This is a genomic window from Streptomyces sp. NPDC034049, from assembly GCF_055575575.1.
Map to the genome: position 1 here is coordinate 895,099 of NZ_JBVISJ010000001.1, position 12,954 is coordinate 908,052.

At 69.6% G+C, this 12,954-nt stretch carries 17 protein-coding genes and 1 pseudogene; 16 read left to right on the forward strand and 2 right to left on the reverse strand.

Annotation, left to right across the window (positions count from 1 at the left end):
• Window positions 1–34 precede the first annotated feature (34 nt).
• Entirely contained in the window at window positions 35–766 is a 732-nt protein-coding gene (locus ACZ52C_RS03950; RefSeq protein ID WP_469073259.1) for an XRE family transcriptional regulator, read from the reverse strand.
• A gap of 158 nt (window positions 767–924) precedes the next feature.
• Here ACZ52C_RS03950 and ACZ52C_RS03955 point away from each other — a divergent pair, with 158 nt between their 5' ends.
• From ACZ52C_RS03955 to ACZ52C_RS04020, 14 genes are all read left to right on the forward strand, one after another.
• A complete protein-coding gene (locus tag ACZ52C_RS03955) occupies window positions 925–1,278 on the forward strand; it encodes an SCO3933 family regulatory protein (RefSeq protein ID WP_469073260.1) in 354 nt (117 codons plus the stop codon).
• A gap of 2 nt (window positions 1,279–1,280) precedes the next feature.
• Window positions 1,281–2,636, forward strand: a complete 1,356-nt coding sequence (locus ACZ52C_RS03960; protein ID WP_469073261.1) for an FtsK/SpoIIIE domain-containing protein — start codon at window positions 1,281–1,283, stop codon at window positions 2,634–2,636.
• An 82-nt stretch (window positions 2,637–2,718) separates the two neighbouring features.
• Window positions 2,719–2,877, forward strand: a complete 159-nt coding sequence (locus ACZ52C_RS03965) for a hypothetical protein (protein WP_469073262.1) — start codon at window positions 2,719–2,721, stop codon at window positions 2,875–2,877.
• Between the two features lie 4 nt (window positions 2,878–2,881).
• Window positions 2,882–3,538, forward strand: a complete 657-nt coding sequence (locus ACZ52C_RS03970) for a DUF2637 domain-containing protein (protein WP_469073263.1) — start codon at window positions 2,882–2,884, stop codon at window positions 3,536–3,538.
• 21 nt (window positions 3,539–3,559) lie between these two features.
• On the forward strand, window positions 3,560–3,751 hold the full coding sequence (locus tag ACZ52C_RS03975) for a mobile element transfer protein (protein WP_469073264.1): 192 nt from the start codon (window positions 3,560–3,562) through the stop codon (window positions 3,749–3,751).
• A gap of 13 nt (window positions 3,752–3,764) precedes the next feature.
• Entirely contained in the window at window positions 3,765–3,920 is a 156-nt protein-coding gene (locus ACZ52C_RS03980; protein WP_469073265.1) for a hypothetical protein, read from the forward strand.
• 24 nt (window positions 3,921–3,944) lie between these two features.
• Window positions 3,945–4,256 (forward strand): SpdD-like protein, encoded by a 312-nt coding sequence (locus ACZ52C_RS03985; protein WP_469073266.1) that lies wholly within the window; start codon window positions 3,945–3,947, stop codon window positions 4,254–4,256.
• An 88-nt stretch (window positions 4,257–4,344) separates the two neighbouring features.
• Window positions 4,345–4,527 carry a hypothetical protein gene (locus ACZ52C_RS03990; protein WP_469073267.1) on the forward strand — a complete coding sequence of 61 codons (183 nt, stop codon included), beginning with the start codon at window positions 4,345–4,347 and terminating at the stop codon, window positions 4,525–4,527.
• Entirely contained in the window at window positions 4,520–5,893 is a 1,374-nt protein-coding gene (gene repSA / locus ACZ52C_RS03995) for a replication initiator protein RepSA (protein WP_469073268.1), read from the forward strand. Before ACZ52C_RS03990 ends, repSA begins: the two co-directional genes overlap by 8 nt.
• Before the next feature lie 53 nt (window positions 5,894–5,946).
• Window positions 5,947–6,096, forward strand: coding sequence for a helix-turn-helix transcriptional regulator (locus ACZ52C_RS04000; protein WP_234361149.1), 150 nt, complete (start codon window positions 5,947–5,949; stop codon window positions 6,094–6,096).
• On the forward strand, window positions 6,096–7,337 hold the full coding sequence (locus ACZ52C_RS04005; protein ID WP_469073269.1) for a tyrosine-type recombinase/integrase: 1,242 nt from the start codon (window positions 6,096–6,098) through the stop codon (window positions 7,335–7,337). Before ACZ52C_RS04000 ends, ACZ52C_RS04005 begins: the two co-directional genes overlap by 1 nt.
• A gap of 1,220 nt (window positions 7,338–8,557) precedes the next feature.
• Window positions 8,558–8,782 (forward strand): hypothetical protein, encoded by a 225-nt coding sequence (locus ACZ52C_RS04010; protein WP_469073270.1) that lies wholly within the window; start codon window positions 8,558–8,560, stop codon window positions 8,780–8,782.
• A 201-nt stretch (window positions 8,783–8,983) separates the two neighbouring features.
• A complete protein-coding gene (locus tag ACZ52C_RS04015; protein WP_469073426.1) occupies window positions 8,984–9,541 on the forward strand; it encodes a SigE family RNA polymerase sigma factor in 558 nt (185 codons plus the stop codon).
• Entirely contained in the window at window positions 9,538–10,770 is a 1,233-nt protein-coding gene (locus ACZ52C_RS04020; RefSeq protein WP_469073271.1) for a WD40 repeat domain-containing protein, read from the forward strand. Before ACZ52C_RS04015 ends, ACZ52C_RS04020 begins: the two co-directional genes overlap by 4 nt.
• 13 nt (window positions 10,771–10,783) lie before the next feature.
• On the opposite strand, the gene dapA is transcribed toward ACZ52C_RS04020, so the two are convergent.
• Complete coding sequence (gene dapA, locus ACZ52C_RS04025) at window positions 10,784–11,692, reverse strand: 4-hydroxy-tetrahydrodipicolinate synthase (RefSeq protein ID WP_469073272.1); 909 nt, start codon at window positions 11,690–11,692, stop codon at window positions 10,784–10,786.
• 216 nt (window positions 11,693–11,908) lie between these two features.
• Between dapA and ACZ52C_RS04030 the strand changes: the two genes are divergently transcribed.
• Both ACZ52C_RS04030 and ACZ52C_RS04035 read left to right on the forward strand, forming a co-directional pair.
• Window positions 11,909–12,370 (forward strand): phage holin family protein, encoded by a 462-nt coding sequence (locus ACZ52C_RS04030; RefSeq protein WP_408990600.1) that lies wholly within the window; start codon window positions 11,909–11,911, stop codon window positions 12,368–12,370.
• Window positions 12,367–12,528, forward strand: a pseudogene (locus ACZ52C_RS04035) (DUF3618 domain-containing protein); the annotation flags it as partial. The gene ACZ52C_RS04030 and the pseudogene ACZ52C_RS04035, both read left to right, overlap by 4 nt.
• Window positions 12,529–12,954 lie beyond the last annotated feature (426 nt).

Sequence of the window (12,954 nt, forward strand, 5' to 3'; positions counted from 1 at the left end):
GCGTCGCACGACGGACCGTCGCATGACGGGGCGGTTATGCCGGCCGACCGCGCTCCCACGCGTAGTCGAAGCTCCGCATGTAGTGCCGGAACGTCCGGGCTCCCGGAAGGTACCGGAAGTGCAGCACCGGGTTCTGACCGGCGGGTGCTCCGAGGACGTGCGGGTTCACCAACACGTCATCGTCGAAGCGGTACAGCGAGTTGTACAGGATCGTGTCGTGCAGCCGGACCTCAACGCCGGGAGTGATCATCGCCGGTTCGAGGTAGCGCCGGGTGCTCCGGGCCCGCGCGGCAAGGTCGTCACCGATGCCCTCCTCTTCGCCGCGCTGGTGGACCGTCTCGGAGTCTGGGTCGCCCAGCAGGATGCGAACCTGTGCTCCGGCCTTCGCCTTCTCGGCGAGCTGGTCCGGCAGGTCCGGGTGGCTGTCGAAGAGGAACAGGCCTGCGTACACGAGGATTCCCACCTGGTCCGTCGCCTTGTCGATCAGCGATGACCATAGCGACGCCGGGACCGCGCCCCGGTGCGGGTAGTACGTGATCAGTTCGGAAGTGCTCGCCGTCTCGGCCTGCTTCTCGACTGTGGGCCAGAGGTAGACCTCATCGACTCCGAGGAAGCTCGCAGCCTTCCAGCGGTGTCCCCGGTGCGGCGTCCGGTTGGTCGTGATCCAGCGCTCCACGCTCTTTGGGTCGACTCCGACGTGATCAGCGACGGACTGGATGGTCTCGCCCTTCGCCGAAATCGCCGCGCGCAGACGCTCGTTCGCCATGACGTTCCCTCCTGGGACGTTTCAGGGACGTTTTGACGATAGCTCAGACGTCCCCAACCGTCCATACGGACCGTGATGTGTCCACCACCTTTCGCGGTCTCCTGATCTCACCGCCGAACGGGCGGATGCAACTCCTCCCGAGATCAGGAGAACCGACGATGCGTCAGATTCCCGTCGACACCACCAACGCCACCGTGATGGTCGCCAAGGCTCCGCAGCCGAAGATCAAGGACCGCCGTACCGGTGAGATCGCCACCGACAAGGACGGCGTCACCCTGATGACCGTTGAGGTCATGTTCTCCACCCCGGACGAGGTCGAGATCCTCAAGCTCACCGTTCCGCAGCCGGGCGTCTCCGAGGACCTGGCCATGGGTACCCCGGTCGCCCTGACGGGTCTGGTCGCCTCGGCGTGGGAGAACGAGTTCAACGGCCAGAAGCGGCACGGCATCGCCTTCCGCGCGGTCGCGGTCACCTCGCTCGCCGCCGCTGCCTCGAAGCCGAAGGTTGCCTGATCATGACCGGCTTCACGGTCGCTCTGGTGCTGGTCGTCGCCGCTGCGGGTCTCCTGCGGTGGCGGCGCCCCGCCTGGTACTGGCTGACTTTCGGGGTCATCCTCGCCGCGCTGCGGGTCCTGGTCCGGTACGCCTCCGTGATGGACGCCTGCGGGCTGACCGTTCCGCCCTCGCGCTGGCGGCTCACCCTGGCCCGGATGACCAACCGGCCGGTGCCCGATTCCCGCGTCCCGCGCATCCTGCGGATACGGCCCACCCGGACCGGCCTGGTCCTCCGGCTCAAGCTCCAGCCGGGACAGGACGCCTTCGACGTTGCGGCTGCCACGGACCGGCTGCGTCACTCCTTCGGGATGTACGGCGTGACCTCCCGTGAACTGCGGTCCGGCGTCGTCGAGTTGCGGATGACCGGCTACGACGTGCTCAACCGGGTGCAGATGCCTGCCAAGACCGACCGCGCCCCGATGCGGGTCCCGGTCGCCCTGCGGGAGGACGGCTCGGTGCACTACCGCGACTGCCGGACCGTCCCGCACGGCCTGACCCTCGGCGCCACCGAGTCCGGCAAGTCCGTCTACCAGCGCAACCTGGTAGCCGGTCTGGCTCCGCACGACGTGGCCCTGGTCGGCATCGACTGCAAACAGGGCGTGGAACTCTTTCCGCTGGCGCGCCGGTTCTCCGCTCTCGCCGACAACCCCGACACCGCGCTTGACATGCTCGAAGCGCTCGTGACCCACATGGAGGAGGTCTACCAGCTCATCCGCGCCGAACAGCGCATCAGCGTCGCCGTTCCGGATGCGGAGATCGCCGCCGACATCTGGGACCTGCCCGAAAACCTGCGCCCGGTCCCGGTCGTGGTCCTGGTCGACGAGGTCGCCGAACTCGCCCTGTTCGCCACCAAGGACGAGGAGAAGCGGCGGGACCGGATCATCACCGCGCTCGTCCGGCTCGCCCAGCTCGGCCGCGCCGCCGGGATCTACCTGGAGATCTGCGGGCAGCGCTTCGGCTCCGAACTCGGCAAAGGCATCACCATGCTCCGCGCCCAGCTCACCGGCCGCACCGCCCACCGCGTCAACGACGAGTCCTCGGCGAACATGGCCTTCGGTGACATCGCGCCGGACGCCGTCCTCGCCGCGATCCAGATCTCCACCGACACCCCCGGCATCGCCGTCACGGGCGATTCCTCCGGCGGCTGGGCCCGCATCCGCGCCCCGCACACCTCGCTGCGCGAGGCCGTGAACATCTGCAACAAGCACGCTGAGCGCACCCCGGACCTGCCCGCCCTGGCGGCCTTCCGACCCGCCGTCGCCCCGGTGCCCTCGGCCCGCGTGCCGCTGTCCAAGACAGCTCCCGCTACGGCCTGACGCCTCCCTCGCTTCCTCGGTCGGCGTGACCGCCTTCGAGCCAGGTCCCTACCCGAGCCATGCCCGAAACGGAGTGATCCCCGTGAGCCTGAACCCGTGCCCCGTGCACTCCCCGCACCCGTGCCCGGTGGATCCGCTGGAATCCGCCCTGCTGTCCGCCTGGAACAACTCCCCGGACGTCATGGACGACTACCGCGACGAGGAATCCGAAGACGCCTCCGACTCCGGCCGGGACCGGTGACGTGATGTCCTCGCGACTGCGTATCGACGCCGTCCTGGTCCAGGCCGTCATCGCCGGAGCGTTGTCCTTCGCTCACCTGCACGACCTGGCCGCCGCTGCCGGACAGGACGGCTGGAAGGCCTGGGCCTACCCGGTCTCCGTCGACCTGCTCCTGGTCGCCGCCTGGCGACGCCTCCGTACCGACGGACCATCCCGGCTGGCCTGGTGCTGGTTCGTCATCGCCCTGGTCGCCTCGCTCGGCGCCAATGTGGCCACCGCCGGGCTCCTCGACCTGAACCAGGTCCCGGCCTGGCTGCGCATTCTCGTCGCCGCCTGGCCCGCCCTGGCCTTCATGGGCGGCACCCTCCTCGCCCACTCCGCCGAGGACCGGGCGCCGGATCCGCCGGCACTCGCGCCCGACCTCGACCCCGAACCGATCGCCGAAGCACCGGAGTTGGACGCCTCCCCGGCCCCTGCCGTCGAGGAAGCTCCCGCACTGCCTGCCCCTGAACCGGTTACTGCTCCGGCTGTGCCGGTCCCGGCCGCGCTCGTCGACCACGCCCGCAAGGTCGCCGACGACCACCACGCCCGAACCGGCTCGCCGATCGACAGCGACACCCTGCGCGCCCGCCTCGGCGTCCCGCCCCAGCTCGCCCACGCCATTGCCGCCCAACTCACCTGACCGGAAGGGAGAACCACCGTCATGCCTGCCCGCGACAACTTTCACTCCGTCATGAGGATCGGCCCCGTGCAGATCGGCACCCACCGCAACCGCCACGGCCAGACCAAGCACGCCGCGGTGTGCACCGCCGACCGCTGCGGCTGGTCCGCCGACTACTCCAGCTCTTCCGCCGCCCAGCTCGCCGCCCGCACCCACCGCTGCAAGGTCCGCTAGGAGGCCCCCAGCCATGGACGTCCCACTCTGGCTCGCCCTGATCGTCATCGGCTGGCTCGGCGTCAAGCTCATCCGCCCGCCCTGGTGGCTCGTGATCGTGCTCCTCCTCGGCGGCTACCTCATCGCCGACAGCGTCTTCGCCCTGCTCATCGACTCCACCGTCAAGTAACCCGGCCAGGAAGGAACACCCGCCATGCTCCGCCCCAAGGTCCCGACCAACCCGATGCCGACCGGACGGGTCACCCCGCCCGCCGTCGTCGAGCCGACCACCGTCATTCAGCACCCGACGCCCCCCGCGCCCGCCCAGGTCGCCCCGGCGCCCGCCCGGCCCACCGTCCAGCTCACCCCCGGCACCGCGCTCGCCCTGGTGGGCGGCGGTACGGCCGTGGTCCTGGTCGTGGGCGCCGTCCTCGTCTCCATGCTCCTGGCGGTCGCCATCACCGGCGCCTCGCTCGCCATCTGCGCCTTGGTGATCCGCTCGCTCGTCAACGACCAGCGCCGCTGACCGGCCCCCGGGCGACCTCGATACCGCCAAGCATCCGCCGCCCGGGAGCCGTGCCCCTATCCGATCGCAACCGGAAGGAACCCCCAGCATGACCGACCGCACCACACCCGCGTCCCGCATCTGCCCGAACTGCGACGGCTTCGCCTCCGCCGCCATCACCACCGGCGGCCGTGACAGCAGCGGTCACCTGCGCACCGCCACCGCCGACTGCCCGGCCTGTAAGGGCACCGGCACCCGCACCGTCCGCGTCCGGGAGGGTGCCCGTGCCTGACCTGCTGCTCGACCCGACCACCCTCGGCGACCTGCTGAGGGTGGCTTCCGCCGCTGACTACGACCGCTGGCACGAGCAGATCCGCCGCACCGGCGGCTGCGCCGACCCCATCCACCTCACCGGCTGGACACTCGCCAAGGACAAGACCACCGGCGAGACGCTGCACCACTACTCCACCGAGAACGAGCCGGGCGGACGCCTCCGCCTCGCCTGCGGCAATCGCCGCGCCTCCCGCTGCCCGTCCTGTGCCTGGACCTACGCAGGCGACACCTACCACGTGATCAGAGCTGGCCTGGCCGGTGACGACCGCCGCGACATCCCCGCCACGGTCCGCGATCACCCCCGTGTCTTCGCCACCCTCACCGCCCCCTCCTTCGGCCGCGTCCACAACCGTCCCGACCATGGCGTCTGCCGCTGCGGCACCCACCACGCCGCCGACGATCCCGCCCTCGGCACCGCCCTCGACCCGGCCAGCTACGACTACGAGGGCGCCGTCCTCTTCAACAACCACGCGGGCAACCTGTGGCAGCGCTTCACCAACCGGCTCCGCCGCGAGATTGCCGCCCGCGCTGGCCTGACACAGCGAGAGCTGAAAGAGCGTGCCCGGCTGTCGTACGGCAAGGTCGCCGAGTTCCAGAAACGCGGCGCCCTGCACTTCCACGCCGTGATCCGCATCGACGGACCGGACGGCCCCGACACCCCGCCGCCGTCCTGGGCGACCGTCGATCTCCTCGCCGACGCGATCCGCGCCGCCGCCACGCACTCGTACACCTCGGTCTCGGTCCCCGCCGCCGACGACCAGCCTGCCCGCACCTTCCGCTGGGGCACCCAGCTCGACGTCCGCCCCGTCAAAGCCTTCGGCTACGGCTCCGACATCACCGAACAGGCCGTGGCCTCCTACGTCGCCAAGTACGCCACCAAAGCCGCTGAGAACACCGGCACCCTGGACCGCCGCATCGGCGAACTCTCCGAACTCGACCGCCACCAGGTCCCCGACCACACCCGCCGCCTCATCGAAGCGTGCAAACGGCTCGACCCGCTGTACCCCGACCGCCGCCTGTGGGCTTGGGCTCACATGCTTGGCTTCCGCGGCCACTTCTCCTCCAAATCCCGCCGCTACTCCACCACCCTCGGCGCCCTCCGCCAGACACGCGCCGACTACCGCGCCGCCCAAGAGCGCAAAGCCCTCGACCTGGACGACCGCGAGCCGGACACCGTCCTCGTCCTCGCCGACTGGCAGTACGCCGGACACGGCCACACCCCCGGCGAATCCGCCCTCGCCGCCACCATCGCGCGAGACCTCCGGCTCAACCGCGAAACCGCCCGCGAAGCCCTCGCCGAGCTGCCGGACGAGGGGGAGTGGTGACCGTGGCGATACGTCTGCCCGACCGGTACCTGACGCCTGAGGACCTGGTCGAGATGTTCGAACTGCCCAGCGTGCAGACGGTCTACCAGTGGCGCCGCAAGCGAACCGGCCCCCGCGGCTTCCGCGTCGGCCGGCACGTCCGCTACGACCCCGAAGACGTTCGCGCCTGGGTCAAGTCCTGCAAGGAAGGAACCGCTGTCTGATGGCCGGACACATTCAAGACCGTTGGTACAAGAGCGCTCTCGCTCCGGATGGCAAGACCGTCCGGGCCAGAACCGACCGCTTCGGTATCGGGCATCGCTACCGTGCTCGGTACATCGCGCCGGACGGCTCCGAGAAGTCCAAGAGCTTCCCGGACAAGCAGAAGCGCAAGGCCGAAGCCTGGTTGGCCAACATCGAAGCCGACATGTCGCAAGGGCGCTACATCGACCCTGCTGCGGGCTCGATCACCTTCGGCCAGTACGCCAAGGACTGGATGGCGGCGCTCACCATCGACCCGGTGACCCGCGAGAGCGTAGAGATTCGGCTGCGGGTTCACGCGCTTCCGTACCTCGGCGATCGGCCCATGGCGTCCTTCCGGCCCTCGCATCTGCGCGTGTGGATGCGACAGCTGGAGGAGACGGGACGCGCGGCCTCCTACCGGCGGTCGATCTTCGCCAACGTGTCGGCTGTGTTCACGGCTGCCGTGGAAGACCGGATCATCGCTGAGAACCCTTGCCGGGCTCGCTCGGTTCGGGCTCCGTCCCTCGACGGGCGCAAGGTCAAGCCGTGGTCCTTCGACCGCGTCATGGCCATGCATGAGGCGGTGCCGGACGCCTACCAGGAGATGGTGTCTCTCGGGGCGGGCTGCGGCCTCCGACAGGGCGAGATCTTTGGCCTGGCCCTCGAAGACATCGATTTCCTCGGCGGTACGGTGCGCGTCGTCCGGCAGGTCAAGCTCATCCGGGGCGTTCAGGCGATCTTCGGCCCGCCCAAGGGTGGCAAGGAACGTCACGTGCCGCTCCCCGAGACCGTCTCGTTCGCACTGGCGGCCCACATCACGAAGCACCCGCCGGTAGAGGTCACCCTGCCCTGGAAGACCCCGGACGGCCCGCCGGTCACGGCCTCGCTGCTGTTCGTCAGCGCCCGGAAGCAATGGCTACATCGGTTCCGCTTCAACCGGTCCGTGTGGCGTCCGGCCCTCGCTTCCGCCGGCATACCTCTCGGACGTGAGAACGGCATGCACGCCCTCCGCCACTTCTACGCCTCCGTGCTCCTGGACGCGGGGGAGAGCATCAAGGCGCTGAGCGAATACCTCGGCCACCACGACCCGAGCTTCACCATCCGCACGTACACGCACCTGATGCCGAACAGCGAAGCGCGCACCAGGGCCGCCGTGGATCGGGTCTTCCGGAACCCGGGTGACACCGACGACGGCCCTGATGTGGCCCACGAGGCAACATGAGGCCGTGACCTGCACGTTCCACAGGGAGGTATTTCTAGATTCGACGCACACTTGACGGCGTCAGGTCATGAGATGGCCGGACGCCGCCGTTCCGCATGAGTGTTCTGCGTCGCGGACTTCCGTCACTCGGATCGCTGGCTGCTGCTTCGCTCGAAGATCACAAGGAATGGAGAGATGTAACCGGAAGCCTCGACCGGTGTGGTGTGACCCACGAGGACTAGCAGAACGCCTGCGGCCAGCGCACCTCCGTAGATGCTGGCACGTACCAGTACGGCTGTTCGTGTCGCGTTACCTTCGGACATACTTGTCTCGCTCCTGTTCCGTAAGAGGGATGTGAGTAACGGGCCACCCGCATCGTTTCCAGGCGCCGCGGGTGGCCTGCTCTTTTGGTGCGTCGGGCTGCTGCGTGGGGCGTCTTCGCGCCCCGCCTCCTCTTCGCCGTGCGACGAGTGCGGACCGCGGGGCCGTGTGCCTTGGCCCGTCGCCCGCTCGGGAGGTCTGTCTACAGCCCCCTGTGGCTTGCGGATCTCCAGCGAGATGAAATCCCTGGAGCGCAAATCTCTGGGTGGGCAAATTGATTCGTTCAATCCGCGCTTTCAAAGCGTCGAAACTAAGGCCTTTTCTATAGTTAGGCTAACTAACTTGTTTTGGAGCGCAGGCTCCCCCTTAGGCGTTTAAGGAACTCGGGTGCACAAATGCTCCTGTCGGCACCTTTGAGGGGTGGAAGGCTCACTCGTTTCCCCGAGATGGTTCTAGTATTGCCGTACCTGGCGGGGTGTCAACTCCCTCTTGAATAGGTGTAGATCGCACGATCAATGCGTCCGCCGCTGGAACACCCCTTGGCCGGGAGACAGGCAGGCGCGTGCTCCGTCACTTGTCCTACGCCTCCGTGCTTCTGGGCTCGGGGGAAAGCGTCAAGGCGCTGAACGAGTACCTGATCCGTCACGCTCCCGTTGGGCACGTACACGCACCTGATGCCGAACAGCGAAGCGCGCACCAGGGCCGCCGTGGATCAAGTCTTCCGGAACTCGGGTGACACCCACGACGGCCCCGATACGGCCCATGAGGCAACATGAGCCCATGACCTGCACGGGGTTCAGAACAGCCACAACTGACCCCGTAAGGGTTGCTCGGCGTGACCTTGTCGTGGGGTGGGGCGATGAACTGGGCGGACGCAGTGTCCGATCAGTGGTCGAAACGATGAGATGAGGGACCGAGGGATGAGGAACGACGGGGTGGGGGCCGTGCCGCGCGTGGTCGTGGCGGGGCTGGCCGCGGGGCTGCTGTGCGGGGTGTCGGCCGGGGCCGCGCACGCCGACGAGACCAACAGGGCCTCGCACAACGGTCCCCGGATCGGACTCGTCAACGTCGGGCAGGTCGACGACCCGATGGAGGACGTGCTGGAGCACACCCTGCTGTTCGGTGACGGCTACCGCTGGGGCTGACCAGGCACGGCGGCAGGGCCGCCGCACGGTCCGGGGCCCGCACGCGTGGACACGCGTGCGGGCCCCGGACCCGTTCACCGACACTTTCCTCCGTCGACTTCGTCGACTTCTTTCGTCGACCTGGCATAGCGGTGCCCGGGGCGACGCGTCTCAAGAAGCACAGGGCGGACACAGGGACCGCCGGGGGAAGAGAAGGTGACGATGGATGCCGCGGGGCAGGAGAGTTTCCGGGAGTTCGTGGCCGGGCGGTCGTCGGCACTGCTGAAGACGGCCGTACTGCTGAGCGGCGGGGACCGGCACGCAGCCGAGGATCTGCTGCAGAACGCGCTGATCAAGGCAGCCGGGCGCTGGCAGCGGATCGACGAGCCGGAGGCGTACGTACGGCAGATCCTCTACCGGCAGCAGGTCAGCCGGTGGCGGCTGAAGTGGCGGCGGCGCGAGCTGACCGTCGCCGAGCCGCCCGAGAGCGGCGGTGTCGTCGACGGAGTGGCCGGTGTGGAGCTGCGGCTGGTGATGCGCGGGGCGCTGGCCCGGCTGACCGCCCGGCAGCGGAGCGTGCTCGTGCTCCGCTACTTCGAGGACCTGCCGGAGGGCGAGGTGGCCCGGATCCTCGGGTGCTCCGTCGGGACCGTGCGGTCCACGACCCACCGCTCGCTCGCCCGGCTGCGCGAACTCGCGCCCGAACTCGCCGCGCTCGGCCCCGCGACGGCCGAGCAACAGCCGTCCCGTGACTTCTCGCCCGTGGAGGTGCGTCCGTGAACGTCGATGAACTGGTGCGCGACTCCCTGCGCGAGCAGGCCGCCGAACAGCCGCCCCTGGCAGCGGACTTCGCCGAACGGGTGCTGACCGTCCGGCGGCGCCGCCGGACCCGCGCGATCGCGGGCACCGCCGCCGCCACGGCCGCGGTCGTGGCCGTCTCGGTGGGTGTGCCCATGCTGATGACCGGGGGCGGGGACGAGGTGCGGCCCGCCAGCGAGATGAACAAGAGCGACATCATCGGTCATCCCGAGCAGTCGCCGCCGCGGAACATGATCGCGGCGGGCGACACCGCGCTCTCCGCGTTCTATGTGCGCCAGGCGGTCAAGCAGCCGGGCGGGGACATCGTCAACACCCGCGTGTACGGCCTCCTCGACCAGAAGACGGCCGAGTACCGCAAGACCAAGTGGGCCTTCCTGGACGTCGCGCCCGGTATGCGCACCGCGGCCGTACTGGAGGGCGAACTGCCCGCCAGGAGGATCGGGCTGCTCGACATGATCACAGGCAAGGTGGACCGCTGGATCCCCGTGGGCCACGGCGTCGCGTCCGTCGAGTTCTCCCCGGACGGCACCAAGCTTGTCGCGACGACCTACTCCAAGAACCCCGACCGCAACTTCGCCGACCACCCGCAGAACGTCAACGGCAAGGAAGTGCCGGGCCCTGTCGCCAGCCGTACCGGGTTCTCCGTCGTGGACGTGGGCTCGGGTGAGGAGACCTGGCACAAGGCACCGCAGTGGAAGGACGAGTGGGGCTTCTTCTACAACAGCCGGGACGACTTCGAGTGGAGCCACGACGGCCGGTCCGTCTTCTCGGACATCGGGGAGAAGCCGTTCCGGCAGTACTACGACCTGAAGGGCGACAAGATCGACGTGCCCGCCGTCGAGAAGTACGTGAACTACGCGGAGGCGGGTCTGTCGCCCAACGGGAAGCTGATCGGGGGCGAGTTCGCCGGAGAGGGGGAGAAGATCTCCTCCGCGATCGTCGACTCGCGCACCGGCAAGAGGGTCACGACGGTGCCGGGCCAGCAACTCCTGGCCTGGGCGGACGACGAGCGGATCATCGCCTGGGGCTGCGACCCCAAGAGGTGCAGCGGCAAGGGCGAGTTCCGCAACCAGCTCATCCTCCTCACGATCGGCAGTGACAAGGTCGTGCAGCTCAGCGGGTTCCGCAAGGCGTCCGACGACTACCCCGGCCGCTGGGTCCCGGTCTTCACCGAACGCTGGGCCGACTGACCTTCCCGCCTTCCTACCGGGCGCCGGAGCCGACCAGTTCCTCGTAAGCCGCCAGCAGCCCGTCGGTCACCTCCTGGCCGGCGGGCCGCAGCGGTGCGCGGACCGGGCCCGACGGGAGACCGAGCCGGCCCAGGAGCGCCTTCGCCGTGACCGAGCCGGGCAGGCCACGGGCCATCATCGCCTCGGTGAGCGGGACGGCCAGCCGCTGGAGGCGGGCCGCCTCGTCGCTGTCGCCGGCGTCGTAGGCGTCGAGGATCGAACGGAAGTGCCGGGGCACCGCGTTGGCGACCGTCCCCACGTAACCGGAACCGCCGATCGCGTACAGCGCGAGGACGTACTCGTCGCAGCCCGTGTAGTACGCCAGCTCCGTCTCCGCCAGTACCTTCTGGGTGCCGAGGAGGTCGTACGCGCAGTCCTTCACCGCCACGATCCGGGGGTGGCCGGCGAGCCGGACCATGGTCTCCGGTTCGATACGGGTGCCGGTGCGGCCGGGGATGTCGTACAGGGCGACGGGCAGCCCGCAGGCGTCGGCCAACTCGCGGAAGTGGGCCTCCACGGCGTCCTGCGGAGGCCGACTGTAGTACGGCGTGACCGCCAGCAGGCCGTCCGCGCCCGCCTTCTCGGCCGCCAGCGCCAGTTCCACGGTGTGCCGGGTGTCGGCGGTGCCCACGCCGGCCACGATCGCGGCCCGCCCGCCGACCGCCGCGCGCACCGCGCGGATCAGCTCCGTCTTCTCCGCGTCCGTCGTCGTCGGCGACTCGCCCGTCGTGCCGGACAGCACCAGCCCGTCGCACCCCTCCCGCACCAGCCGGTCGGCCAGCCGCTGCGCGCCGTCGAGGTCGAGCGCGCCGGACGCGGTGAAGGGCGTGATCATCGCGCAGAGGGCGCGGCCGAAGGGGGCGGGGCGGTGGATGCGTGTCATGGGGGTAGTCTCGGCGGGCTCATTGTGAAGCTCCACTTAATTCTTCTACGAGATATTGCGAAGTGTTGCTACCACCTTGCGCGGCGTTTGCCTGGTCACGGCGGGACGCGCTGGTGACCGAGGGGCGGACCGATGGACAGACCGGTGGATATGCCGAGGGGTAGCGCGGGCCGGTGCGGGTACTCGTGGCGTCCCGATGTGTGAGGAGGCGACACCGTGACCGGGACCACCGAGACCAGGCCCACGCGATTCGTGCGCTCTGTGCGATCCGCGCGTCCGGGGCCGGCGGAACACGACCATCACTCCGTGGGCGAGCTGGTGGGGCAGGCCACCGAACAGCTCTCCCTGCTCGTACGACAGGAGGTCGCCCTCGCGAAGGAGGAGCTGGCCGAGAAGGGGCGGCGCGCGGGGCGCGGCGGTGGGCTCCTCGGAGCGGCCGGCGCCGTCGCCTATGTGGGGTTCATGACCCTCGCCGGGGCCGGGGTCGCCGCGCTGTCGCTGGTGCTGGACGTGTGGGCCGCAGCGCTCATCGTCATGGCCGTGCTGTTCGTGATCGCCGGAGTGCTGGCCGCCCTGGGGCGCGCGCAGCTGCGGCGGGCCACGCCTCCGCGTCCGGAACTGGCGCTCGACAGCGTCAAGGCCGACATGGACGAGATCAAGGGGAGGGCTCGGCGATGACGCACACCTCCGGTACGGCCGGCGCGTCCGGCGGCGCGAGCAACGGTTCGGTCGGCGCCAAGGGGCCCGATGAACTCCGGCGGCAGATCGAGCAGACCCGGGCGCAGCTCGGCGACACGGTCGAGGAGCTGGCCGCCAAGGCCGATGTGAAGGCGCGGGTGCACTCCGCGTGGGAGCGGGTGCCGCGAGTGCCGCGGGAGGCGGTGGTCGTGGGCGGTGCGACTGTTGCCGTGGCGGCGGCGGGAGTACTGGCCTGGCGCCACTACCACGAATGACCGCCGGTGGGTGCGCCGAATGTTTTTGCCCACCCACCCACCCGACTCGCTTCTCTGACAAGTCCAGCTCGATGGGGCGGCCGATGCCGGCCCGATGCCGACGCCGGTCGCCGACTGGGTGAGGCTGGTGCGCCGTGCGCCGCGCGGACCGTGCGTCGCCTTGCGGGTCGTGCGTCGCCGTGCTGGTAGTTCGTCGTGGTGCAGGCCGTACGCTCCGTCCCCGCCATGCGCGCCGCGCTGGGATTCGTCGCTGTGCAGGTCATGCGTCGCGTCGCAGGCCATGCGCGCCGTGCGGCGCCCTGCGGCTCG

Bases quoted from the DNA above. Each gene is read 5' to 3' on its own strand.
- ACZ52C_RS03970 (WP_469073263.1), top strand. From the start codon at position 2,882: ATGTCCTCGCGACTGCGTATCGACGCCGTCCTGGTCCAGGCCGTCATC.
- ACZ52C_RS03980 (WP_469073265.1), top strand. From the start codon at position 3,765: ATGGACGTCCCACTCTGGCTCGCCCTGATCGTCATCGGCTGGCTCGGC.
- ACZ52C_RS04010 (WP_469073270.1), top strand. From the start codon at position 8,558: ATGAGGAACGACGGGGTGGGGGCCGTGCCGCGCGTGGTCGTGGCGGGG.
- ACZ52C_RS03950 (WP_469073259.1), bottom strand. From the start codon at position 766: ATGGCGAACGAGCGTCTGCGCGCGGCGATTTCGGCGAAGGGCGAGACC.
- ACZ52C_RS04005 (WP_469073269.1), top strand. From the start codon at position 6,096: ATGGCCGGACACATTCAAGACCGTTGGTACAAGAGCGCTCTCGCTCCG.
- ACZ52C_RS03955 (WP_469073260.1), top strand. From the start codon at position 925: ATGCGTCAGATTCCCGTCGACACCACCAACGCCACCGTGATGGTCGCC.
- ACZ52C_RS04015 (WP_469073426.1), top strand. From the start codon at position 8,984: ATGGATGCCGCGGGGCAGGAGAGTTTCCGGGAGTTCGTGGCCGGGCGG.
- ACZ52C_RS04000 (WP_234361149.1), top strand. From the start codon at position 5,947: ATGTTCGAACTGCCCAGCGTGCAGACGGTCTACCAGTGGCGCCGCAAG.
- ACZ52C_RS03975 (WP_469073264.1), top strand. From the start codon at position 3,560: ATGCCTGCCCGCGACAACTTTCACTCCGTCATGAGGATCGGCCCCGTG.
- ACZ52C_RS03960 (WP_469073261.1), top strand. From the start codon at position 1,281: ATGACCGGCTTCACGGTCGCTCTGGTGCTGGTCGTCGCCGCTGCGGGT.
- ACZ52C_RS03990 (WP_469073267.1), top strand. From the start codon at position 4,345: ATGACCGACCGCACCACACCCGCGTCCCGCATCTGCCCGAACTGCGAC.
- dapA (WP_469073272.1), bottom strand. From the start codon at position 11,692: ATGACACGCATCCACCGCCCCGCCCCCTTCGGCCGCGCCCTCTGCGCG.
- ACZ52C_RS03985 (WP_469073266.1), top strand. From the start codon at position 3,945: ATGCTCCGCCCCAAGGTCCCGACCAACCCGATGCCGACCGGACGGGTC.